At 60.0% G+C, this 24,264-nt stretch carries 19 protein-coding genes; 10 read left to right on the top strand and 9 right to left on the bottom strand.

The genetic code is table 11. The annotated features are described in order from the left end of the window. Window positions 1-515 precede the first annotated feature (515 nt). The 4 genes from argH to argC form a co-directional block, all read right to left on the bottom strand. On the bottom strand, window positions 516-1,889 hold the full coding sequence (gene argH / locus KHA73_RS23805) for an argininosuccinate lyase (RefSeq protein ID WP_234587234.1): 1,374 nt from the start codon (window positions 1,887-1,889) through the stop codon (window positions 516-518). A gap of 197 nt (window positions 1,890-2,086) precedes the next feature. After that, entirely contained in the window at window positions 2,087-3,307 is a 1,221-nt protein-coding gene (locus KHA73_RS23800) for an argininosuccinate synthase (protein ID WP_061799731.1), read from the bottom strand. A 25-nt stretch (window positions 3,308-3,332) separates the two neighbouring features. Beyond that, window positions 3,333-4,106, bottom strand: coding sequence for an acetylglutamate kinase (gene argB, locus KHA73_RS23795; protein ID WP_234587232.1), 774 nt, complete (start codon window positions 4,104-4,106; stop codon window positions 3,333-3,335). A 20-nt stretch (window positions 4,107-4,126) separates the two neighbouring features. After that, window positions 4,127-5,131, bottom strand: a complete 1,005-nt coding sequence (gene argC / locus KHA73_RS23790) for an N-acetyl-gamma-glutamyl-phosphate reductase (RefSeq protein WP_234587230.1) — start codon at window positions 5,129-5,131, stop codon at window positions 4,127-4,129. Window positions 5,132-5,346: 215 nt separating this feature from the next. Here argC and argE point away from each other — a divergent pair, with 215 nt between their 5' ends. Both argE and ppc read left to right on the top strand, forming a co-directional pair. After that, a complete protein-coding gene (argE, locus tag KHA73_RS23785) occupies window positions 5,347-6,492 on the top strand; it encodes an acetylornithine deacetylase (RefSeq protein ID WP_234587229.1) in 1,146 nt (381 codons plus the stop codon). Between the two features lie 259 nt (window positions 6,493-6,751). Further along, window positions 6,752-9,388: a phosphoenolpyruvate carboxylase gene (gene ppc, locus KHA73_RS23780; RefSeq protein WP_234587227.1), complete on the top strand. Its 2,637-nt coding sequence runs from the start codon at window positions 6,752-6,754 to the stop codon at window positions 9,386-9,388. A 98-nt stretch (window positions 9,389-9,486) separates the two neighbouring features. On the opposite strand, the gene metF is transcribed toward ppc, so the two are convergent. The 3 genes from metF to metB form a co-directional block, all read right to left on the bottom strand. Beyond that, window positions 9,487-10,383 (bottom strand): methylenetetrahydrofolate reductase, encoded by an 897-nt coding sequence (gene metF, locus KHA73_RS23775; RefSeq protein ID WP_234587225.1) that lies wholly within the window; start codon window positions 10,381-10,383, stop codon window positions 9,487-9,489. Window positions 10,384-10,609: 226 nt separating this feature from the next. Continuing rightward, a complete protein-coding gene (locus tag KHA73_RS23770; RefSeq protein WP_234587223.1) occupies window positions 10,610-13,045 on the bottom strand; it encodes a bifunctional aspartate kinase/homoserine dehydrogenase II in 2,436 nt (811 codons plus the stop codon). Window positions 13,046-13,047: 2 nt separating this feature from the next. Then, entirely contained in the window at window positions 13,048-14,208 is a 1,161-nt protein-coding gene (gene metB / locus KHA73_RS23765) for a cystathionine gamma-synthase (protein ID WP_234587221.1), read from the bottom strand. A gap of 317 nt (window positions 14,209-14,525) precedes the next feature. Here metB and metJ point away from each other — a divergent pair, with 317 nt between their 5' ends. Continuing rightward, a complete protein-coding gene (gene metJ / locus KHA73_RS23760) occupies window positions 14,526-14,843 on the top strand; it encodes a met regulon transcriptional regulator MetJ (protein WP_006317756.1) in 318 nt (105 codons plus the stop codon). Window positions 14,844-14,920: 77 nt separating this feature from the next. On the opposite strand, the gene rpmE is transcribed toward metJ, so the two are convergent. After that, window positions 14,921-15,136: a 50S ribosomal protein L31 gene (gene rpmE, locus KHA73_RS23755; RefSeq protein WP_012147462.1), complete on the bottom strand. Its 216-nt coding sequence runs from the start codon at window positions 15,134-15,136 to the stop codon at window positions 14,921-14,923. Window positions 15,137-15,336: 200 nt separating this feature from the next. Between rpmE and priA the strand changes: the two genes are divergently transcribed. The 7 genes from priA to rraA all read left to right on the top strand — a co-directional run bounded on the left by priA (window position 15,337) and on the right by rraA (window position 23,449). Next, window positions 15,337-17,532: a primosomal protein N' gene (gene priA / locus KHA73_RS23750; RefSeq protein ID WP_234587219.1), complete on the top strand. Its 2,196-nt coding sequence runs from the start codon at window positions 15,337-15,339 to the stop codon at window positions 17,530-17,532. Between the two features lie 290 nt (window positions 17,533-17,822). Further along, window positions 17,823-18,851 carry a DNA-binding transcriptional regulator CytR gene (gene cytR, locus KHA73_RS23745; protein WP_234587217.1) on the top strand — a complete coding sequence of 343 codons (1,029 nt, stop codon included), beginning with the start codon at window positions 17,823-17,825 and terminating at the stop codon, window positions 18,849-18,851. Between the two features lie 65 nt (window positions 18,852-18,916). Then, window positions 18,917-19,894 carry a cell division protein FtsN gene (gene ftsN, locus KHA73_RS23740; RefSeq protein ID WP_234587215.1) on the top strand — a complete coding sequence of 326 codons (978 nt, stop codon included), beginning with the start codon at window positions 18,917-18,919 and terminating at the stop codon, window positions 19,892-19,894. A 102-nt stretch (window positions 19,895-19,996) separates the two neighbouring features. Beyond that, window positions 19,997-20,527: an ATP-dependent protease subunit HslV gene (gene hslV / locus KHA73_RS23735; protein ID WP_004953184.1), complete on the top strand. Its 531-nt coding sequence runs from the start codon at window positions 19,997-19,999 to the stop codon at window positions 20,525-20,527. Between the two features lie 12 nt (window positions 20,528-20,539). Further along, window positions 20,540-21,874 (top strand): HslU--HslV peptidase ATPase subunit, encoded by a 1,335-nt coding sequence (gene hslU / locus KHA73_RS23730; protein WP_234587213.1) that lies wholly within the window; start codon window positions 20,540-20,542, stop codon window positions 21,872-21,874. A gap of 96 nt (window positions 21,875-21,970) precedes the next feature. Then, window positions 21,971-22,888 carry a 1,4-dihydroxy-2-naphthoate polyprenyltransferase gene (locus KHA73_RS23725; RefSeq protein ID WP_234587211.1) on the top strand — a complete coding sequence of 306 codons (918 nt, stop codon included), beginning with the start codon at window positions 21,971-21,973 and terminating at the stop codon, window positions 22,886-22,888. Between the two features lie 75 nt (window positions 22,889-22,963). Continuing rightward, window positions 22,964-23,449, top strand: a complete 486-nt coding sequence (gene rraA / locus KHA73_RS23720) for a ribonuclease E activity regulator RraA (RefSeq protein ID WP_234587210.1) — start codon at window positions 22,964-22,966, stop codon at window positions 23,447-23,449. Window positions 23,450-23,511: 62 nt separating this feature from the next. Here rraA and zapB read toward each other — a convergent pair whose 3' ends face one another. Next, window positions 23,512-23,751 carry a septal ring assembly protein ZapB gene (zapB, locus tag KHA73_RS23715; RefSeq protein ID WP_234587208.1) on the bottom strand — a complete coding sequence of 80 codons (240 nt, stop codon included), beginning with the start codon at window positions 23,749-23,751 and terminating at the stop codon, window positions 23,512-23,514. Between the last annotated feature and the right edge of the window lie 513 nt (window positions 23,752-24,264).

Genomic DNA, 24,264 nt, shown 5'->3' with positions numbered 1-24,264 from the left:
TTGCTCGGCAGCCGGTGATGCGCGCTAGGGTCAAACACCCGAATCTGCCGCCACCGGGCAACCTGTCCCCTCAGTTTGATATTGCGTTATCGAAGACAGTGAAAATAGTGAGATGAGCAGGGTGTTGGGCGCCCTTGAAGACGCCGAACGCAGGAGCGGCGCATAGGCGAAACCGCCATGGACGGCGGTTTCAGGCGAGACAGGCAGGGACGCCTGTCGTAGCCGGCCGTGATGCGCAGTGACGGAGGGACAAATCTGTCAGGAACAGATTTGAACGCTGCTTGCAGCGGCCCCGAAGGGGCGAGGCCCAAGGATGGGCCGAGTAACGTTGACGCAGCCAACCGTCTGATTGGGCAAGGGCGCGGGTTGCAAGGGACCGCGCCCAGGGTCCCTTGCTCGGTCGAGGCGCGTGAGTCTCATGGTACATCTCATATTTATCGACCGAAAACTTCACGAACACCCGCAGAAAAACGCTAACTGACAAGCATTAAGCCTTCTGCTGCCCTTAATTTCGCTTAAGCCAAACGCCGCTTCGCTTCGGCGATGGCTGCGGCAACCTGCTGCGGCGAAACGCCGCCCTTGGCCGCGCGCTTGTCCAGGCAGGACTGCAGCGCCAGGATCGGGTAGACGTCGTCGCCAATCGCCGCGCTGAACTTCTGCAAGTCTGCCAGCGGCAGCGCTTCCAGCGCCTTGCCCTGGCGGATGGCCTCCACCACCGCCTCACCGACGATATGGTGCGCCTCGCGGAAAGGCACGCCCTTGGCGACCAGATAGTCCGCCAGCTCGGTGGAGTTGGCGTAGCCCTGCTCCGCCGCTTCCTTACAGCGCGGGCGCTTCACCTGAATGCCGTCCAGCACCAGCGCCGCCATCTGCAGGCAGTCCATCCAGGTGTCGAGCGCGTCAAACAGCCCTTCCTTGTCTTCCTGCATGTCTTTGTTGTACGCCAGCGGCAGGCCTTTCAGCGTCATCATCATGCCGGTCAGTGCACCCTGCACGCGGCCGCACTTGCCGCGGATCAGTTCCAGCGCGTCCGGGTTTTTCTTCTGCGGCATCAGCGAAGAGCCGGAGGTCACGCGATCAGACAGCTCGACAAAGGCCGCTTCGCCGCTGTTGAAGAAGATCAAATCTTCGGCAAAGCGCGACAGATGCACCATGCCGATCGCGGCGTTGGACAACAGCTCCAGCACGTGGTCGCGATCGGAAACGCTGTCCAGGCTGTTGCGGGTCGCCGAGGCGAAGCCCAGCCAACCGGCCAGCTGCTCACGATCGATAGGATAGGCGGTGCCGGCCAGCGCGCCGCTGCCCAGCGGGCTGACGTCCAGGCGCTTCAGGGTATCCAGCAAACGGCTTTCGTCACGCGCCAGCATCTCAACGTAGGCCAGGCACCAGTGAGCGAAGGTCACCGGCTGCGCGCGCTGCAGGTGGGTGTAACCCGGCATCACCGCGTCCTGATTGGCTTCGGCGGTTTCCACCAGCGCCTGCTGCAGCTGCACGATGGCCTGATGCAGTTCGCTGACCTGCAGTTTGCACCACAGCTTCAGATCGGTTGCCACCTGATCGTTGCGGCTGCGGCCGGTGTGCAGTTTTTTGCCCAGGTCGCCGACCTTGTCGATCAGCTTTTGCTCCACCCAGCTGTGAATATCTTCGGCATCGCTGCTGACGATCGCCTGCGGATCGGCCTGCACTTCTTCCAACAGCACGCCCAGCGCCTGCTCAAGCCGCTGCTGTTCCTCTGCCGTCAATACGTTGACGGTCACCAGCGCTTTTGACCAGGCCACCGACCCCACGATGTCCTGTTCCGCCAGGCGATAATCGAAACGCAGTGAATCGTTTAACTGTTTGAACCGCTGATCCGCCGCCTGAGTGAACCGCCCGCCCCAAAGTGCCATACCTTTACTCCTGTACCCGTCATACTTCGAGCCGCAGGTGTGTTGCTGCGAGCGCTCACCCGAATCACTTACCGATGTAAGCTCATCGGGACTCTCGCTCTTGCCGCCTTCCTGCAACTCGAATTATTTAGGGTATGAATTTTATACGAAAAGGCGCAGCATGCTGCGCCCTTAATAAGTCACGCCGAATAATGAAATTACTTGTTCTTTTTCTCGTTCAACGCGCGGATGCGCGAAGACAGCGAGAACAGACGGATAAAGCCGCCCGCGTGGCTGTGATCGTAAACTTCGTCTTCGCCGAAGGTGGCGAACTCTTCGGAGTACAGGCTATTGGCGGATTTTTTCTGGATCGCCGTTACCTGGCCCTTGTACAGCTGCAGCACCACTTCGCCGTTCACCTCTTCGGCCAGCGCCTCGGCGGAAGCCTGCAGTGAACGACGCAGCGGAGCGAACCAGCGGCCGTCATACACCACGTAAGACATTTCCAGGCCCAGCTGCTCGCGCCATTTGAAGCTGTCGCGGTCCAGCACCAGCTGTTCAACGCCGCGCAGCGCCGCTACCATGATGGTGCCGCCCGGGGTTTCGTAGCAGCCGCGGGATTTGATGCCCACCAGCCGGTTTTCCACGATGTCGATGCGGCCCACGCCATGTTTGGCGCCCAGCACGTTCAGGGTTTCCAGACATTTGTACGGCGACAGCGACTCGCCGTTCACCGCCACCACGCGGCCTTTTTCCACGGTGATGGTCACCTGCTCCGGTTGATCCGGCGCTTCCTGCGGATCGACGGTCCAGACCCAGCAATCTTTGTTCGGGGCGTTCCACGGGCTTTCCAGCACGCCGCCTTCGGTAGAAATGTGCCAGGCGTTCTCGTCACGGCTGTAGATTTTTTCCAGCGACGCGGTGGTCGGGATATTGCGCTCTTTCAGGTAATCCAGCAGCGCTTCACGGGAACGCAGGTTCCACTCACGCCAAGGCGCCACCACCTTCAGCTGCGGCGCCAGGGCAGTATAGGTGGTTTCGAAACGCACCTGATCGTTGCCCTTGCCGGTCGCGCCGTGGCACAGCGCGTCGGCGCCGACCTTCAGCGCCAGCTCAACCTGCGCCTTGGCGATGATTGGGCGCGCCATCGAGGTACCCAGCAGGTAGCTGCCCTCGTACAGTGCGCCGGTCTGCAGCACCGGGTAAACATAATCGCGGATAAATTCTTCACGCAGATCAACCACGTGGCACTCAGAGGCACCGGATTGCAGGGCTTTTTGCTCCACGCCTTCCAGATCGCTGCGCTCCTGGCCGATGTCCGCGACGAACGCCACCACTTCGCAGCCGCCGTAGTTTTCTTTCAGCCATGGAATGATGGCCGAAGTATCCAGGCCACCGGAGTACGCCAGAACGATTTTTTTGATGCCTTGGTTTTGCATGATCTATTCCTTGTTAATTCTATATTTAAGCGAGGATCCGGGTGCCAATCGACACGCCGTTAAACAAAGCAGGAAGCTGATCGGCATGGCGCCAGCTGGCGATATCCACCGGGCGGCCGAGGGTACGGGCGGCATCAAGCGCCGCATTCACCTTCACTACCATACCATCGGTAATGATGCCCTGAGCAATCAGTTGCTCCGCTTTTTGCGCCGTCATTTCCGCGATGCGCTGGCCTTTGCCGTCGAGGATGCCGCTGACGTCCGACAGCAGGATCAAATCCGCACCCAGGGTAGCGGCCAGCGCCGTCGCCGCCTGATCGGCGTTTACATTCATGAGCTGCCCTTCGGCGGTGATGCCGATGGAGCTGACAACCGGCAAATAGCCGGCGCCCAGCAGGGTATTGACCAGCGCCGGCGACCCCGGCTGCGCGTTGCCCACGTGGCCCAACGCCGGATCGAGTTGAGTTACGGATACGCTGCCGCCGTCCGCCAGGCTCAGGCCGACCGCGTTAATCTGGTGCTTGATCGCCCACGCCAGCAGCGTTTTGTTGGCGGTGCCCGCCAGCGCGCCGGTAATGATGTCGATCTGATCGGCCGGGGTTACCCGCAAGCCGTTCTTCTTCACCACCGGCAGAGAAAGCTGCTTCATCAGCTCATCCACCACGCAACCGCCGCCGTGCACGATGATCAGCGGGCGCTGATGCTGCTGACGGTAGCTGACCAGCGCGGTAAACAGGCGCTCCAGCGCTTCTTCACTGTCTAATAACACGCCACCTAACTTGATAATTAACGGGTTCATCGCTGTTTACTCACGCTGGTTTAAAGTAGTGACTGGGTTTCCGGGAACCCGAAACGAATATTCAGGCATTGCACCGCCTGCGCGGCCGCGCCTTTCAGCAGGTTGTCTTCCGCCGCTACAGCGATCAGATGCTCGCCCTGCACCGCAAAACCGATGTCGCAGAACGGCAAACCCACCACCGCTTTCAGCGCCGGTACCCCCTGGTCGTACAGGCGCACCAGCGGTTTGTCGTCATAAGCGGCGTGATAGGCGGCGGCCACGTCTTGCGCGGTCACGCCGGCCTTCAGGCGGCAGGTAATGGTTTCGAGAATACCACGCGGGAAGTTACCCAAATGTGGCGTAAAGATGACCGGCACGCCCAGATGCGCCACAATTTCCGGGTGGTGACGGTGGTTGAAGATGCCGTACGGCTGCAGGCTCACCTCACAGAAGCTGGTGGTGACGCTGGCCTTGCGCCCGGCGCCGCTGACGCCGCTGGTGGCGTTGATCACCGGCCACTGATCGAGGTTCAGCAGCTGTTTTTCAATCAGCGGCCTCAGCGCCAGCTGCGCCGCCGTCGGGTAGCAGCCCGGTACGGCGATCAGCTGCGCCTGTTTGATCTGCTCACTCTGCCATTCCGCCAGGCCGTACACCGCCTGCGCCAGCAGATCGCCATGCTGGTGTTCGAAGCCGTAATACTGGCTGTAGAAACCGGCGTCCTGCACGCGAAAGGCGCCGGAGAGGTCGAACACCACACAGCCCGCCGCCAGGAACGCCGGCGCGATGTCGTGGCTGACTTCATGGGCGGTAGCGAGAAATACCACGTCGATGCCTTTGGCCGCTTCGGCAACGTCCACCAGCGGCTGCAGCGGCAGATCGACGATGCCTTTCAACTGGGGATGCAGATCGGAAAGCAATTTTCCTGCATCTGCACTTTGCGCTGAAACCGCTAAAGCGGTTATGTTCATGTGTGGGTGGCGATTAAGGTAGGCCGTGAGCTCCGCTCCGGCGTAACCGCTGGCACCAACAATCAGCGTATTCAACATGTGGCCGTTCACCTTCTTGACTGCGTATAGTCGTATTCGACTCAGGTAACAGGGCTCGCCAGCGTTGTTTCGCCGTTCACCCACCAGGTCGAGCGTTGATGTTTTTATAAACATCCGGGTATCGGGTTCCCTTACGCTCCAGCTTACTGTATTTTTATTCAAAATAAATGCATGAATATTGATACTACCCTAACCAAAGGCTGTCAACAGTGAAGATGAAATTACCTCCATTTATTGAGCTGTACCGGGCGTTGATCGCCACTCCGTCGATCAGCGCCACCGACGGCGCCCTCGATCAGAGTAATGAAGCATTAATCAACTTGCTGGCGGGCTGGTTTGCCGATCTGGGCTTTCGCGTCGACGTTCAGCCGGTGCCGGACACCCGCAACAAATTCAACCTGCTGGCCAGCATTGGCGAAGGCAGCGGCGGCCTGCTGTTGGCGGGCCACACCGATACCGTGCCCTACGACGACGGCCGCTGGACGCGCGATCCCTTTACCCTGACCGAACACGACAACAAGCTGTACGGTCTGGGCACCGCCGACATGAAAGGCTTCTTCGCCTTTATTCTGGACGCGGTGCGCGACATCGACGCCGGCAAGCTGACCAAGCCGCTGTACATTCTGGCAACCGCAGATGAAGAAACGACGATGGCCGGCGCGCGTTATTTCGCCGCCTCTACCGCCATTCGCCCAGACTTCGCCATCATCGGCGAGCCAACCTCGCTGCAGCCGGTGCGCGCCCACAAGGGCCATATCGCCAACGCCATTCGCATCGTCGGCCAGTCCGGCCACTCCAGCGATCCGGCACGCGGCGTCAACGCCATCGATCTGATGCATGAATCCATCGGCCAATTGATTGAGCTGCGCAAAACGCTGCAGGAACGCTACAACAACCCGGCGTTCGCCGTGCCTTACCCGACCATGAACTTCGGCCATATCAACGGCGGCGACGCGGCCAACCGCATCTGCGCCTGCTGTGAGCTGCACCTGGATATCCGCCCGCTGCCCGGCATGACGCTCGACAACATCAACGAGCTGGTGCACCAGGCGCTGGAGCCGGTAAGCCAGCGTTGGCCGGGCCGTCTGACCATCGAGGAGCTGCACGCTTCGGTGCCGGGCTACGAGTGCCCGACCGATCACCGTATGGTGGCGGTGATTGAGGAACTGTTGGGCACCCGCACCCAGGTAGTCAACTACTGCACCGAGGCGCCGTTTGTTCAACAGGTGTGCCCGACGCTGGTGCTGGGCCCGGGTTCAATCAACCAGGCGCATCAGCCGGACGAATACATAGATACGGCGTTTATCGAGCCGACCCGCAAACTGCTGGGGCAACTGGTCGATCATTTTTGCCAGCAGTAACCCTTACAGTAATCAGGGGAATCATCGTATGATTCCCCCTACCTCTGAATAAGTATAAAAAGGCTGAAATAAGCCAGACTGATAACCGGCGCGCAGTAATTAAATTTCAGAGAATGCGCCGATTTTGATGTTTTTTTGCTAAAAATAGTGTCAATTGACGATTGGACAGGAAAACGGCGTAATGAAACAGGCGGTCTGCGCCTGACGCGTGAAATTTACTTACAAGATAAAAATCATACAGAACTGGGTCAGGGGTTATATGAACGAACAATATTCGGCAATGCGAAGTAATGTCAGTATGCTCGGCAAATTGCTCGGCGATACCATCAAAGAAGCGCTGGGTGAGCATATTCTCGACCGCGTTGAAACTATCCGTAAGCTTTCCAAATCTTCACGCGCCGGCAACGAAGCGCACCGCCAGGAACTGCTCACCACCCTGCAGAACCTGTCCAACGACGAGCTGCTGCCGGTGGCGCGCGCCTTTAGCCAGTTCCTTAACCTGACCAACGTCGCCGAGCAGTACCACAGCATCTCCCCCAATGGCGAAGCCGCCAGCAACCCGGAAGCGCTGGCGCAGCTGTTTACCCGGCTGAAAGACAAGAAACTCAGCACCAAAGAGCTGCAAAACGCCGTGTCCCAGCTTTCCATCGAGCTGGTGCTGACCGCGCACCCGACCGAAATCACCCGCCGCACCCTGATCCACAAGCTGGTGGAGGTCAACACCTGCCTGAGCCAGCTCGACCATAACGACCTGGCCGACTACGAACGCAACAAAATCATGCGCCGTCTGCGTCAGCTGGTGGCCCAATCCTGGCACACCGACGAAATCCGCAAGCACCGCCCTTCGCCTGTCGACGAAGCCAAGTGGGGCTTCGCGGTGGTGGAAAACAGCCTGTGGGAAGGCGTGCCGGCCTTCCTGCGTGAATTCAACGAGCAGTTGGAAAACTCCATCGACTACAGCCTGCCGGTGGAAGCCGTGCCGGTGCGCTTCACCTCCTGGATGGGCGGCGACCGCGACGGCAACCCGAACGTGACCGCCGAGATCACCCGCCACGTGCTGTTGCTCAGCCGCTGGAAGGCCTGCGATCTGTTCACCCGCGATATCCAGGTGCTGGTGTCTGAACTGTCGATGACCGAATGCACGCCGGAGCTGCGCGCCCTTGCCGGCGGCGACGACGTGCAGGAACCGTACCGCGAAATCATGAAGCAGCTGCGCAGCCAGTTGATCAACACGCAGGCCTATCTGGAAGGCCGCCTGAAGGGCGAGCGCGTATTGAAACCGCACGACCTGCTGGTGAACAACGAGCAGCTGTGGGAACCGCTGTTCGCCTGCTATCAGTCGCTGCAGGCCTGCGGCATGAGCATCATCGCCAACGGTCAGCTGCTGGATACCCTGCGCCGCGTACGCTGCTTCGGCGTGCCGCTGGTGCGCATCGACGTGCGCCAGGAAAGCACCCGCCATACCGAAGCCATCGCCGAGCTCACCCGCTATCTGGGGCTGGGCGATTACGAAAGCTGGTCGGAAGCCGATAAACAGGCGTTCCTGATCCGCGAACTGAACTCCAAACGCCCGCTGGTGCCGCTGAAATGGGAACCGAGCGCCGACACCCAGGAAGTGCTGGAAACCTGCCGGGTGATCGCCGAAGCGCCGCAGGGCTCGATCGCCGCCTACGTGATCTCGATGGCGCGTACGCCTTCCGACGTGCTGGCGGTGCATCTGCTGTTGAAAGAGGCCGGTTGCCCGTTCGCGCTGCCGGTCGCCCCGCTGTTCGAAACCCTCGACGACCTGAACAACGCCGACGATGTGATGACCCAATTGCTGAGCATCGACTGGTACCGCGGTTTCATTCAGGGCAAACAAATGGTGATGATCGGCTATTCCGACTCGGCGAAAGACGCCGGCGTGATGGCGGCATCCTGGGCGCAGTACCGCGCACAGGACGCGCTGATCAAAACCTGCGAGAAAGCCGGCGTGGCGCTGACGCTGTTCCACGGCCGCGGCGGCTCCATCGGCCGCGGCGGCGCGCCTGCACATGCGGCGCTGCTGTCGCAGCCGCCGGGCAGCCTGAAAGGCGGCCTGCGCGTCACCGAACAGGGCGAGATGATCCGCTTCAAGTTCGGCCTGCCGGAGGTCACCATCAGCAGCCTGGCGCTGTATACCGGCGCCATCCTGGAAGCCAACCTGCTGCCGCCGCCGGAACCGAAGAAAGAGTGGCGCACGCTGATGGACGAACTGTCGGACACCTCCTGCCAGATGTATCGCGGCTACGTGCGTGAGAACCCGGACTTCGTGCCTTACTTCCGCGCCGCCACGCCGGAACTGGAGCTGGGTAAACTGCCTCTGGGCTCGCGCCCGGCCAAGCGCAAACCGAACGGCGGCGTAGAAAGCCTGCGCGCCATTCCCTGGATCTTCGCCTGGACCCAGAACCGCCTGATGCTGCCGGCCTGGCTCGGTGCCGGCGCAGGCCTGCAGGAAGCGGTAAAAGCCGGCAAGCAGCCGGAACTGGAGGCGATGTGCCGCGACTGGCCATTCTTCTCCACCCGCATCGCCATGCTGGAAATGGTGTTCGCCAAAGCCGACCTGTGGCTGGCGGAATACTACGATCAGCGCCTGGTCGACCAATCGCTGTGGCCATTGGGCCAGCAGCTGCGCGATCAGCTGGAAAGCGACATCAAGGTGGTGCTGACCATCGCCAACGACGCGCACCTGATGGAAGATCTGCCGTGGATCGCCGAATCCATCGCACTGCGCAACGTCTACACCGACCCGCTGAACGTGCTGCAGGCGGAGCTGTTGCACCGCTCACGCCAGCAGGAACACCCGGACGCCCGCGTCGAGCAGGCGCTGATGGTCACCATCGCCGGCGTCGCCGCCGGGATGCGCAACACCGGCTAGGCCGCGCAATACGGCTCCCGTTCACCGGGGCCGTTGCTTTTCAAACAAAAAGGGCGCTGTGGTAACACAGCGCCCTCGTCGTCTATTCGTCAGTCCTATCAGGCAATCGCCGCCGGCCGCACACCCAGGGTGTGGCAAATCGCATAGCTCATTTCGGCGCGGTTCAGCGTGTAGAAGTGGAAGTCTTTCACCCCTTCACGGCTGAGGATCTTCACCATATCCATGGCGATGTTGGCGCCGACCATCTTGCGGGTCTCCGCATCGTCGTCCAGGCCTTCGAACATGCTGGTCATCCAGCTCGGCACCCGCACGTTGGTCATAGTGGCGAAGCGCTGCAGCTGTTTGAAGTTCGATACCGGCAGAATGCCCGGCACTATCTCCACGTCGATGCCGGCGGTCACGCAGCGGTCGCGGAAACGCAGGTAGCTTTCCACATCGAAGAAGAACTGGGTGATGGCGCGGTTGGCGCCGGCGTCGATTTTACGCTTCAGGTTGATCAGGTCAGCCTGGGCGCTTTTCGCCTCCGGGTGCACTTCCGGGTAGGCGGCGACGGAAATATCGAAATCACCGACGTCTTTCAGCAGCGCCACCAGATCGGTGGCGTACATTTCCGGCTTGCCGCCGTCCGGCGGCAGGTCGCCGCGCAGCGCCACGATATGGCGGATACCGCTGTTCCAGTAGTCGGTGGCGATATCGCGCAGCTGAGCCGGCGTGGCGTCGATGCAGGTCAGGTGCGGTGCGGCGTCCAGGCCGGTGCGATCCTTGATCCCCTTGATGATGCTGTGGGTGCGATCGCGTTCGCCGGAGTTGGCGCCGTAGGTCACAGAAACGAACTTGGGTTTGAGGCTGCTCAGACGATCGATCGACTGCCACAGAGTGTCTTCCATCTCGCTGGTGCGCGGCGGGAAGAACTCGAATGATACGTTAATCTGGCCGTGCAACTCCGCCAGACTCTGATTCAGCGCTTCCCGCTGGTTTGCGTGGAAAAAACTCATACCCTGCCCGCCTCTTGTCGATCACTGTTTTGCTTGTTTTAATAAGCGTCTATACGTTTAGACGTCTAGATAGAAAATGCCGTATGTTGACTAAAGAGTCAACAGGAAAGTGAGGGTAATAAGATGATTAATCCTCACCCGTTAAGAGAAAGAATTTCATGATGGCAACTGGAGGTAATTATGGCAGGAAAAACGAAGGGGCGCGGTGAGGCGCGCCCCGGGAAAATTAAAGCAGCTGCGCCAGGCGGTTAAGATCCGACTGGATCGCTCCGGCAGTCACGTCGCGGCCGGCGCCCGGCCCGCGAATGACCAGGGGGTTATCGCGATACCAACGGCTTTCGATAGCGAACACGTTGTCGCACGGCAGCAACGAAGCCAGAGGGTGCTCGGGGCGCACCGCTTCCACGCCGACCCGCGCCTTGCCGTTGGCGTCGAAACGCGCCACGTGGCGCAGCACCAACCCCATTTCACTCGCGGCCTCGAAGCGTTGCTGCATCTGCTGGTTTAGCGCATCGCCGTTCTCGAAGAACTGATCGACCGAACCTTGCTCGCAGCCCGCCGGCACCAAAGACTCAACCCGTACCTGATTAGGCTCGATGTCATAGCCCGCTTCGCGCGCCAGGATCACCAGCTTGCGCATCACGTCCTGGCCGGACAAATCGACCCGCGGATCCGGCTCGGTCAACCCCTGTTGCCAGGCCTGATCCACCAAATCGGTGAAAGGCACGGTGCCGTCGTACTGCAGGAACAGCCAGGACAGCGTGCCGGAGAAAATGCCGCTGATCGCCAAAATGCTGTCGCCGCTGTCGCGCAGATCGCGCACCGTGTGGTTGACCGGCAGGCCGGCGCCGACGGTGGCGTTATACAGCCAGTGGCGGCCGGTTTTGGCGAAGGCGTCGCGGATTTGGCGATAGGTATCGCCGCATGAGGCCCCGGCCAACTTGTTGGCGCTGATGACATGGAAGCCGTAGCTGGCGAAGTCCAGATACTGCTCGGCCAGGTTTTCGCTGGCGGTAACGTCGAGCACCACCAGATCGTCAAACGGATGCGCGCGCATCCACAGGAACAGCGACTCTTCGTCCAGCTCCTGCGCCTCTTCTTCAAAGAACGCCAGCGCGCGGCTGGCGTCCAGCCCGTCGTAATTCAGCAGGCTGCGGCGGCTGTCCACCACCCCCGCCAGGCTGAACTCAAAGCCGCTGCGGGCGGAAATGTTCTTTTGCTCGCGGGCAAACAGCTCCAGCCAGCGCGAACCGATGTTGCCCTTGCCGAACAGCACCAGGCCAATGCGTTTTTCCGCGCGGAACAGGCTCTGGTGCAGGCCCTGGATCAACAGCGCGGTCGGGCCCTGACGCAGCACCGCCACCAGGCTGATGCCGTCTTCCGCCTGCCAGATAAACTCCACCGGCTGATCTTTCAATTGCTGATAGAAGCGGTGGCTGTGCAGCGGGTTCTTGCATACGCCCGCCCCCACCAGCGCCACCAGCGCCAGGCTTTCCCGCAGCTGCAGCTCACCCGGCAGCCCGGCATCCTGCAAGATGCGCAACGCGCTGCCGGCCACTTCGGAGGTGTAGCACAGCTGCACCAGGCTGCGGTCCGGGTGAATACCCACCGCCAGCGGTTTGATCTGCGCGCGCTTCAGCACCAGATCCAACTCTTTTTGCGCCAGCTTGAAATCATGCTGGCCGGCCACGCGCAGTTCGATCAGGCAAACGTCGTCGTGGCTGGTGACAATCTTGGCGCCGGTGCCGGAGGCCAGCACGCGCTCGATGCGCGTCGAACCCTGTTCAGGCTGGTAGCTGCAGCGCAACTGCAAATCGATATCGCTGCCGGAAACCGGCTGCAGGGTGCGGGTGTGCAACACCGGCGCCGCCAGGCGCGCCAGCTCGCTGGCCTCGTCCAGCCGCAGCAGCGGCAGCAGGCAGGCGTCCTTCACCTTGCGCGGATCGGCGCTGTAGACCCCGGCCACGTCGCTCCAGATGGTCACGCGCTCGGCACCGGCCAATGCGCCGATTTGGGTCGCGGAATAGTCGCTGCCGTTACGCCCCAACAGCACGGTTTCACCGGCGTCGTTGCGTGAAATAAAGCCGGTCACCACCAGACGCTTGCCCGGGTGCTGAGCCAGCAGCTGTTGCAGCAGCGGGTAAGAACGGCCCTCGTCCACCTGCGGCTGCGCGGCGCGCTCCGCACGCAGAAAGTCGCGCGCATCGAGCCAGGCCGCCTGCATGTCCAACTGATTGAGCACCGCCGCCATCAGCCGCGCCGACCAGATCTCGCCGTGCCCCACCACCTCGGCGTAGCAAACGTCGTCAACCTTGTCGTCCAGCAATACCGCCAGGCGTTCCAGATCCTGAATGAACTGAGCGATCAGCGGCTCCGCGCTCTCCGGCGGCAACAGGCCGCCGATCAATTCGCTGTGATAACGGCGCAGCGCTTGCTGCACCTGATGCGCAGAGAGGCGATCGCTCTGGCTGAGCTTCAGCCAGCTGATCAATTGGTTGGTGGTGCTGCCGGCGGCCGACACCACCATCATGTCGCCCGGCTGGCTATATTCGGCCATGATCCCGGCCACACGCAGATAACACTTCACGTCCGCCAGGCTGCTGCCGCCAAACTTGTGCAGTTGACGCCCGCTCACCGGCCCTGCTACCGCAATTGCATTCATGCTTACCTCGTAGCCGCCGCCTGGAAAGCGCGTTCCAGATCGGCAATCAAATCTTCACTGTCTTCAATACCCACGGAAATGCGCAGCAGGCTCTCGGAGATGCCGGCCGCCGCCCGCGCTTCCGCCGCCATACCGGCGTGGGTCATGGTCGCCGCATGCGAGATCAGGCTTTCTACGCCGCCCAGCGATTCTGCCAGAGTAAATAGCTCAAGGGCAGAGAGAAAACGGCGCAGCAACGCTTCATCACCGTCCAGTTCAAAACTCAGCATCGCACCAAAGCCACGCTGCTGCCGGCGGGCGATCTCATGCCCCGGGTTTTCCGGCAGGGAAGGATGATACAGCTTTTTCACCAGCGGTTGCTGCTGTAAATAACTGACAATCGCCTCGGCGTTTTGTTGCGCCGCCTTGATGCGCGGCGACAGGGTGCGCATGCCGCGCAGCAGCAGATAACTGTCGAACGCGCCGCCGGTCACGCCGATATTGTTGGCCCACCAGGCCAGCTCGACCACCAGCGCCGGATCTTTGGCGATCACCGCCCCGGCCACCACGTCTGAATGGCCGTTGAGGTATTTGGTACAGGAATGGACCACCAGATCGGCGCCCAGTTCGATCGGTTGCTGCAGCGCCGGGCTGAGGAAGGTGTTGTCCACTACCGTCAGCGCGCCCGCCGCGTGGGCGGCGCCGCAGATGGCGGCAATATCCACCACCCGCAGCAGCGGGTTGCTTGGGCTTTCGATCAGCACCAGCTTGGGTTTTTGTGCCAATGCCTGCTGCAGCGCTTCCTCATTCCCCTGATCGACGAACAGCACCCGGTAGGCGCCGCGCTTGCTCAGGCTGTCGAACAAGCGGTAGCTGCCGCCGTAGCAGTCGTGCGGCGCCACCAGCAGATCGCCGGGCTTCAGCAGCACGGTAGTCACCAGATGGATAGCCGACATCCCGCTACCGGTCATCACCGCCCCCGCCCCGCCTTCCAGTTCCGCCAAGGCGCGTTGCACCACGTCGCGCGTCGGGTTGCCGCGGCGCGAATAGTCATGGGCTCGGGGTTGGTTGAAGTCGGTAAAGTTATAGGTGCTGGACAGGTGGATCGGCGGAACAACGCAGCCGTACTGTTCGTCGTCGTTCAGGCCGCTGCGTACGGCAATCGTGGCTGGTTTACGCGTCATAGGATCGCTCGGCTCTCGGGAGGTCGGTGAATGAGGCCTAAAGATTAATCGCTGCGACTATAGACGTCAATACATCTGGACATCTAAACTTCTTTGCGTATAGATTGAGCAACGGCGCAATACCCGCTAAAATTATGCCAGTTTGACATGACGATAAGATGTTAACCGGAAATGCATAGGCGGAGTCTATTGAACCTTGGCATTCAGTGACCCTGGTCGCGTAAAATTGACATTTATTTAGTGAGAACAGTGAAGATCGGGCATAATTGGCCGGTTTTTAGAATTTTGTAATTTTTCTGACAAATTTAAGGTGTCCCATGGCTGAGTGGAACGGCGAGTATGTCAGCCCTTACGCTGAACACGGTAAAAAAAGCGAGCAAGTAAAAAAAATCACGGTATCCATTCCGCTGAAGGTCCTGAAAATCCTCACCGACGAACGGACCCGTCGCCAGGTGAACAACCTGCGCCACGCCACCAACAGCGAATTGCTGTGCGAAGCGTTCCTGCATGCCTTTACCGGCCAGCCGCTGCCGAACGATGAAGACCTGCGCAAAGAACGCAGCGACGAGATCCCGGAAGCCGCAAAAGTGCTGATGCGCGAACTGGGTGTCGATCCCGATACCTGGGAATATTAAGCGCCGGCCTGCGAACGCAGGCGGCAGAAACGAAAAAAGGCGCCGAAGGCGCCTTTTTCATCTGGCAATAAGAAATCTTATTTCTTAGCGCCTGGTACGCTGAAACGCTTGTTGAAGCGGTCAACGCGACCACCGGTAGCAACGTCACGCTGCTTGCCGGTGTAGAACGGGTGGCATTCGCCACAAACGTCCAGGTTCAGATCGTGACCCACGGTAGAGCGGATTTTGATCACGTTACCGCAAGAGCAGTTAGCAGTAACTTCTTCGTATTTTGGGTGGATACCTTGTTTCATGGGAAACCTCAGTTAAGGCCGTGTCGCTATCCAGCCCTGTTTCGCCAGACACCACACGTGGTTGATAATAGAATTTGGTATCGAATTATACCAAAGGCGGCAAATTATACAGAATTAAAAGTGCCGCGCAATCGGAACCGTACATTTGCCGGCGCGCCGTGTAAACTGATGGACTCTTTTTTTTCACTCTGGATGACCCCATGCCCGTTGTTCACGTTGCTTTGCCGGTACCCCTCGCCCGCACCTTCGACTATCTGCTGCCGCCAGGCCCGCAGCCGGTGGCCGGCGCGCGCGTTTGCGTGCCCTGGGGCAAGCAGCGGGCGATCGGCATCGTCACCGGCTGCAGCGACACCAGCGAACTGCCGCTCGAAAAGCTGAAACCGATAGACAGCGTTCTCGACCAGGCCTCGCTGTTCTCCCCCAGCCTGTGGCGCATCCTGCGCTGGGCCAGCGATTACTACCATTACCCCATCGGCGAAGTGCTGTTCCATGCGCTGCCGATCCTGCTGCGGCAAGGCAAACCGGCCGAAGCCGCGCCGCTGTGGCAGTGGTTCGCCACCGAACAGGGCCGCGCCACGCCGCCGGAAAGCCTGAAACGTGCCCCCAAGCAGCAGCAGGCGTTGGCGGCGTTGCTGCAGCGCCCGGTCTATCGCCACCAGGTGAGCCAGCTCGAGCTGACGGAAAGCGCCCTGCAGGCGCTGCGCGCGAAAGGGTTGATCGATTTGCGCTCACAGCTCGCCGCCACCCAGGACTGGCGCCCTCATTTCGCCGTACTGGGCGAACGGCTGCGGCTGAACACCGAGCAGGCCACCGCGGTGGGGGCCATCAGAAGCGAGGACGAGCAGTTCGCCGCCTGGCTGCTGGCCGGGGTGACCGGCTCCGGCAAGACCGAGGTCTACCTCAGCGTGCTGGAGAACATTCTGGCCAAAGGGCGGCAGGCGCTGGTGCTGGTGCCGGAAATAGGCCTGACGCCGCAGACCATCGCCCGCTTCCGCGAACGCTTTAACGCGCCGGTGGACGTGCTGCACTCCGGGTTGAACGACAGCGAGCGGCTGGCGGTATGGCTGCGCGCCCGCAGCGGCGAGGCCGCTATCGTTATCGGTACCCGCTCGGCGCTGTTCACCCCGTTCCAGCGGCTGGGGGTAATCATCATCGACGAAGAACACGACAGCTCTTATAAACAGCAGGAAGGTTGGCGCTACCACGCCCGCGATCTGGCGGTGTTCCGCGCCCGGGAAGAAAACATCCCGATGGTGATGGGGTCCGCCACCCCGGCGCTGGAAACGCTGCACAACGTGCAATTGGGCAAATACCGTCAACTCAAGCTCACCCAGCGCGCCGGCAACGCCAAGCCGGCGGCGCAGCACCTGATCGATCTGAAGGGCCTGCCGCTGAAGGTCGGCCTGTCGCAGCCGTTGCTGAAAAGCATGCAGCACCATTTGAAGGCCGGCAATCAGGTGATGCTGTTCCTTAACCGCCGCGGCTACGCCCCGGCGCTGCTGTGCCATGAGTGCGGCTGGATCGCCGAATGCCAGCGCTGCGACCACTACTACACCTTCCACCAAAACCAGCGCCAGCTACGCTGCCACCACTGCGACAGCCAGCGGCCGGTGCCGCACCAGTGCCCGCAGTGCGGCTCGACGCACCTGGTCTCGGTCGGCGTCGGCACCGAACAGCTGGAGAACGAGCTGGCGCCGCTGTTCCCGGAAACGCCAATCACCCGCATCGACCGCGACACCACCAGCCGCAAGGGATCGCTGGAACAGCACCTGGCGGATATCCACCGCGGCGAATCGCGCATTCTGATCGGCACCCAGATGCTGGCGAAGGGTCACCACTTTCCGGACGTCACCCTGGTGGCGCTGCTGGACGTCGACGGCGCGCTGTTTTCCGCCGACTTCCGCTCCGCCGAACGCTTCGCCCAGCTGTATACCCAGGTTTCCGGGCGCGCCGGCCGGGCGGGCAAGCAGGGCGAGGTGCTGTTGCAAACCCACCATCCTGAGCATCCGCTGCTGCAAATTTTGCTGCAACAAGGTTACGACGCCTTCGCCAAACAGACGCTGGCGGAGCGCAATAGCGTATTCCTGCCGCCGTACACCAGCCACATCATCGTGCGTTCGGAAGACCACGATAACCAGCAGGCGCCGCAGTTCCTGCAGCAGCTGCGCAACCTGTTGGAGGCCAGCCCGCTGAAGGATGACGCGCTGTGGGTGATGGGTCCGGTGCCGGCGCTGCAGTCCAAACGCGGCGGCCGCTTCCGCTGGCAACTGCTGTTGCAGCACCCTTCACGGCGAGTCTTGCAGCAGTTAATGAAGAGTTCGCTGCCGCTGATCGGCACCCTGCCGCAGGCGCGCAAGGTGAAATGGACGCTGGACGTCGATCCGATAGACAGCTGATCCCAGAAAAGTCTGATTCAAGTGCTGCAATGCAAACGTTTACCCTTGAAATTGCGAGCGAACGCTAAAAAACCTTCTCAAGTCACACTTTTTATGCAAATTAGGTAACAAAGGCGGCACATATTCTGTTTAGAATGTCCGCTAAGGTAAATTTTGCCGCTGGAAAGCGGCGGCGGCCAAAATGTTCAAACGCGGATGGCGCTAAACGATAACAACACCACCGCACGCCAGACATTGTGAGCAAACAGCAGTAGTCGCGTTGGCATGGGGCTGACGCAAGGAGAAAGGCGTTGGAACACAAGAAAGAATTATCCATGGCGACCATGAAAGACGTCGCCGAAATGGCGGGCGTTTCAACGGCTACCGTATCGCGCGCGCTGATGAATCCGGAAAAGGTGTCAACGCCGACGCGCCAGAAAGTGGAACAGGCCGTTTTGGCCGTGGGTTATTCTCCTCATGCCTTATCACGCAATATCAAGCGCAACGAGTCTCGCACTATCCTGGTGATCGTTCCCGACATTTGCGATCCCTTTTTTGCCGATGTGATCCAGGGGATCGAGCAAACCGCCGCACAGCAGGGCTATCTGGTGCTGATCGGCGACTGCGCGCAGCAAAATCAGCAGGAGCGCACCTTCGTCAATCTGATCATCACCAAACAGATCGACGGCATGCTGCTGCTGGGCTCCAACCTGCCGTTCGACGCCAGCAAGGAAGAGCAGCGCAATCTGCCGCCGATGGTGATGGCCAACGAGTTTGCTCCCGAGCTGGAACTGCCGACGGTGCATATCGATAACCTGACCGCGGCCTTCGAAGCCGTACATTATTTGCATCAGCTGGGCCACAAGCAGATCGCCTGCGTCGCCGGGCCGGAGCAGATGCCGCTGAGCCATTATCGGCTGCAGGGTTACATTCAGGCGCTACGCCGTAATGGCATTAGCGTCGAAAGCAGCTATATTACCCGGGGTGATTTTACTTACGAAGCCGGCGCTCAGGCGCTGGCGGCGTTGATGGCCCAGCCGAAACCGCCGACGGCCGTCTTCTGCCATAGCGACGTGATGGCGATCGGCGTGTTGTCGCAGGCGAAGAAAATGGGTCTGCGGGTGCCGCAAGACCTGTCCATCGTCGGTTTTGACGACATCAAACTGGCGCAGTATTGCGATCCGCCGTTAACCACGGTGGCGCAACCGCGTTACCAGATTGGCCAACAGGCGATGCTGCTGCTGTTAGAGCAGCTGCACGGGCAAACGGTGGCAAGCGGCTCGCGGCTGTTGGACAGCGAGTTGATTATCAGAGGCAGCACGGCTGCCCCTAAACGCTAGTCAAATATTTTAGGGTTCAGTAACATGACGGACTTATCCCCTCATCAGGACACAGCGGAATAATAGTGGCACAAAAAGACTATGTAAGCCGTGGGCGCGCAGCAGGAGCTAAGCGCAAAACCCCCAGCCGTAAAAAACGCAGTTCTCCGAAGGTTTCCAAAACCGTGCTGGCGCTGGCCGCCGCACTGCTGGTTGTCTTTATCGGTGGCCTCTATTTCATTACGCACAACAAGCCGGACGACGCGCCGCTGCTGCCTGCGCACGGCAATCGCCCAGGCAACGGCCTGCCGCCGAAACCGGAAGAGCGCTGGCGTTACATCAAAGAGCTGGAGAATCGCCAGATTGGCGTGCAGACCCCGACCGAACCTACGGCCGGCGGTGAAGTGAACTCCAAAACCCAGCTGACCGCCGAACAGCGCCAACTGCTGGAGCAAATGCAGGCCGATATGCAACAGCGCCCAACGCAGCTGAATGAAGTGCCGTACAACGACCCTTCACAGGCCGCCGCGCGCAGCAATAGCCGCCAGCAGCAGATGCAGCAACAGCAGATGCAGCAACAGGTTCAGCAACAGCAGCAGGTCGCTCAGCCGCGCAATCCGTTCAACAACGGCGCGACCACCGCGCCGGTGCAGCAGCACCAGCCGGCGGCTCAACCGAAGCCGGCCGCGCCGAAACCGGTCACCCCACCGCCAGTGCAGGTGAAACAGCCGGAGCCTAAGCCGCAGCCGAAACCTGAGGCCAAGCCTGAAGTGAAGCAGGAAGCCAAACCGGAAGCGAAGCAAGAAACGGCCAAGCAGGAGACCAAGCCTGAGTCCAAACAGAAATGGATGGTGCAGTGCGGTTCATTCCGCGCCGCCGATCAGGCCGAATCCGTGCGGGCGCGCCTGGCGTTTGAAGGTATCGAAAGCCGCATTACCGCCGGCGGCGGCTGGAATCGCGTAGTCCTCGGCCCATACAGCAGCCGCGCAACCGCGGACAAAACCCTTTCGCGCCTGAAGGGCGTTGGCATGTCGAGTTGCATTCCCCTCTCCGTTGGGGGTTGAAAAGCGTCAATCCCCCCCCATCTATACTCTCAATATGCCTCGTAGCCTCTGCGCAAGCAGGGGCCGCGAGGGCTTCTTTCCGTCTTCAACGAGGGTTTGCTCGTGACAACAATTGTAAGCGTACGCCGCAACGGCCAGGTAGTGATCGGTGGCGATGGCCAGGCTACCCTGGGCAACACGGTGATGAAGGGCAACGTCAAGAAAGTGCGTCGCCTGTATAACGACAAAGTGATTGCCGGATTCGCCGGCGGCACTGCGGATGCCTTCACGCTGTTCGAGCTGTTTGAGCGCAAGCTGGAAATGCATCAGGGCCACCTGGTGAAAGCCGCCGTCGAACTGGCGAAAGACTGGCGCACCGACCGCATGCTGCGCAAACTCGAGGCGCTGCTGGCCGTCGCCGACGAGCACTCCTCGCTGATCATCACCGGCAACGGTGACGTCATTCAGCCGGAGAACGATTTGATTGCCATCGGCTCCGGCGGCCCTTATGCCCAGGCCGCTGCCCGTGCGATGTTGGAAAATACCGAGCTGAGCGCCCGCGAGATCGTTGATAAGTCTCTCAACATCGCCGGCGACATCTGTATTTACACCAACCACTTCCACACCATCGAAGAATTGCCTTCCAAAGCGTAAGGATCGAATACCATGTCTGAAATGACTCCGCGCGAGATCGTCAGCGAACTGGACAGCTACATCATCGGCCAAAACAAGGCCAAACGCGCTGTCGCCATTGCCCTGCGCAACCGCTGGCGCCGGATGCAGCTCAACGAGATGCTGCGTCACGAAGTGACACCGAAAAACATTCTGATGATCGGCCCGACCGGCGTCGGTAAAACCGAAATCGCCCGCCGCCTGGCGAAGTTGGCCAACGCGCCTTTCATCAAGGTTGAAGCCACCAAGTTCACCGAAGTGGGCTACGTGGGTAAAGAAGTGGACTCCATCATCCGCGATCTGACCGACGCCGCCATCAAAATGGTGCGCATGCAGTCGATCGAGAAAAACCGCAACCGCGCCGAAGAGCTGGCCGAAGAGCGCATTCTCGACGTGCTGATCCCGCCGGCCAAGAACAACTGGGGCCAGCCGGAAGAGCATCAGGAACCTTCGGCCGCCCGCCAGGCGTTCCGCAAGAAACTGCGTGAAGGCCAGCTGGACGACAAAGAGATCGAAATCGACCTGGCCGCCGCGCCGATGGGCGTGGAAATCATGGCGCCTCCCGGCATGGAAGAAATGACCAACCAGCTGCAGTCGATGTTCCAGAACCTGGGCGGCCAGAAGCAGAAACCGCGTAAAGTGAAGATCAAAGAGGCTTTCAAGCTGCTGGTGGAAGAAGAAGCCGCCAAGCTGGTGAACCCGGAAGAGCTGAAAGAACAGGCGATCGAAGCGGTTGAGCAGCACGGCATCGTGTTTATCGATGAGATCGACAAAATCTGTAAGCGCGGCGGCCAGAGCTCCGGCCCAGACGTGTCACGCGAAGGCGTGCAGCGCGACCTGCTGCCGCTGGTGGAAGGCTGCACCGTGTCCACCAAGCACGGCATGGTGAAAACCGATCACATCCTGTTCATCGCCTCAGGCGCGTTCCAGACCGCCAATCCGTCGGATCTGATCCCGGAGCTGCAGGGCCGCCTGCCGATCCGCGTTGAGCTGCAGGCGCTGACCACCGAAGATTTCGAGCGCATCCTGACCGAGCCGAGCGCCTCGCTGACCGAACAGTACAAAGCGCTGATGGGCACCGAAGGCGTCAATATCGAGTTCACCGCCGACGGTATCCGCCGCATCGCCGAAGCCGCATGGCAGGTTAACGAAAGCACCGAAAATATCGGCGCGCGCCGTCTGCACACCGTGCTGGAACGTCTGATGGAAGATATTTCCTACGATGCGAGTGAAATTAACGGCCAATCCATTACAATTGATGCGGATTACGTACGTAGTCATCTGGATGAACTGGTTGCGGATGAAGATTTGAGTCGTTTTATCCTATAATCGCTCTATCACTGTCCTGTCAGTCATCTGTGTGGGAGGCCTTGCCTCCCACAATTATTTATAACAGACACAGCAACTTACTGACAGAAGCGAAACATGAGCTCATCAACCGCTACCACCCCGATCACCGCCTGGCTGGAAAGTTTACGCCTCCGCACCCTGCCGCTGGCTTTCGCCTCCATCGTGGTCGGCTCAGCGATCGCCGCCTGGCACGGCAGCCTGAAACCCGGCGTAGCCTTGCTGGCGCTGCTGACCGCCGGCCTGCTGCAGATCCTCTCCAACCTGGCTAACGACTATGGCGATGCGGTAAAAGGCAGCGACAAAGAAGACCGCATCGGGCCGTTGCGCGGCATGCAAAAAGGCATGATCACCCAGGCGCAGATGAAACGGGCGCTGGTGGTGACGGTGGGGTTGATAGCCCTCGCCGGCGGTGCGCTGATCGCCGTCGCCTGCGAGCAGCCCAGCGACGTGATAGGCTTCCTGGTGCTGGGCGGGCTGTCGATCGTCGCCGCCATCACCTATACCGTCGGCACCAGACCCTATGGCTATCTGGGGTTGGGCGACATTTCGGTGCTGGTGTTCTTCGGCTGGCTGAGCGTGGCGGGCACCTACTATCTGCAAACCCACACCTTCGACAGCGTGGTGATGCTGCCGGCCACCGCCTGCGGGTTGTTGGCCACGGCAGTACTCAACATCAATAACCTGCGCGATATCGAAAGCGATCGCGAAAACGGCAAAAATACCCTGGCGGTGCGGCTCGGCCCGCACAACGCGCGCGTCTACCATGCGTTGCTGCTGGGCGGCGCCGTGCTGTGCTTTGCGCTATTCACGCTGTTCAACCTGCACAGCCCATGGGGCTGGCTGTTCGTACTGGCGATCCCGCTGCTGGTCCGCCATGCCCTGCGCGTGCTGCGCGACCCGACGCCGGTCGGCATGCGGCCGATGCTGGAGCACATGGTCAAGGCGGCGTTGCTGGCCAACCTGCTGTTCGCCATCGGCGTTGCGCTCAGTTAAAAAGTGATGATTTTGCCAACAGGGCGAATAAAGGGATATACTGGTTATTCCAGCGGCAAACAGACGTAAAATCCTATGAAATACGATACTTCCGAACTTTGCGACATCTATCATGAAGAGGTGAACGTTGTTGAACCTCTATTCTCCAATTTTGGCGGGCGTACTTCATTTGGCGGGCAGATCACTACGGTGAAATGCTTCGAGGATAACGGCCTGTTGTTCGACCTGCTTGAAGAAAACGGCCGCGGCCGGGTGCTGTTGATCGACGGCGGCGGTTCGGTGCGTCGCGCGCTGATCAACGCCGAACTGGCGCGCCTGGCGGCCCAGAACGAATGGGAAGGCATCGTGGTATACGGTGCGGTGCGGCAGGTGGACGATCTGGAAGAGCTCGACATCGGCATTCAGGCGATGGCGGCGATCCCGGTCGGCGCGGTCAGCGAAGGCGTGGGTGAGAGCGATATCCGCGTTAACTTCGGTGGCGTCACCTTCTTCTCCGGCGACCACCTGTACGCCGACAACACCGGTATTATCCTTTCCGAAGATCCGCTCGACATCGAGTAATCCTCAGCAATGAAAAAGGGCGCCTCAGGCGCCCTTTTTCATTGCTGCAAGGCGGTAGGGAATCAGACCTCTTCCATCTTGCCCAGCAGTGCGCGCAGGCGATCTTGCCATACGTGCTGCTCTTCTTTCAGCTGCTGGTTCTCACGCACCAAAGACTCATGGTTGCCGGAGGCCGCCTGAACTTCCTGCGACAGCGTGTTGTTTTTGTCTTTCAGCTCTTCAATTTCCATCTGCAACAAAGTGATGGTATCAATCGCCTGCTGAACTTTTGCTTCCAATTTCTCAAATACTTCAAATGACATTCTTCAGTCCCCTCATGATAGCAAGGCGTACATCTATAGGTAACGGCCGCAACGTCTGTTGCAACTGCTGCGAATATGCATCGCGCCAAGTGACACACGCTTTTATTGAAAATAACGCGCCTGTCTCGATAAAACGCTTCTTTCGATAAAAACGATTGTAAGTAGCCTGTCCCCGACTGTCTAGCAACATACCGGCTCATCGCGCAGTCTGTTGCAATTTTCCCGCCGCCGCCATCAGCAAAAACTGAAAATGCCTGCGCCCTTCGCCGGTGAGTTGTTAACAACCTGCGGGCAAAGCACTGGTCAGATCACAGTTTTATGGCTCAGAAAGAACACCAAACGACGCGAAATCGCTCAATTTTATGACGGGGCACACACATTTTGATTTCGCTATTTCTCGTTTATGTTCGTTAACGATAAATTTACATCACGTCCTCATTCAATAATTGGACGAGATGAAAAAAACTGTACCCATAGGCCAGGCAGATACCCAAGCTTGAGCCTATAAACCTA

The sequence above is a fragment of the Serratia entomophila genome (assembly GCF_021462285.1).
Lineage (GTDB): Bacteria > Pseudomonadota > Gammaproteobacteria > Enterobacterales > Enterobacteriaceae > Serratia > Serratia entomophila.
Note: the sequence above shows the minus strand (reverse complement) of the source record. Positions and strands in the feature narration are given on the sequence as shown.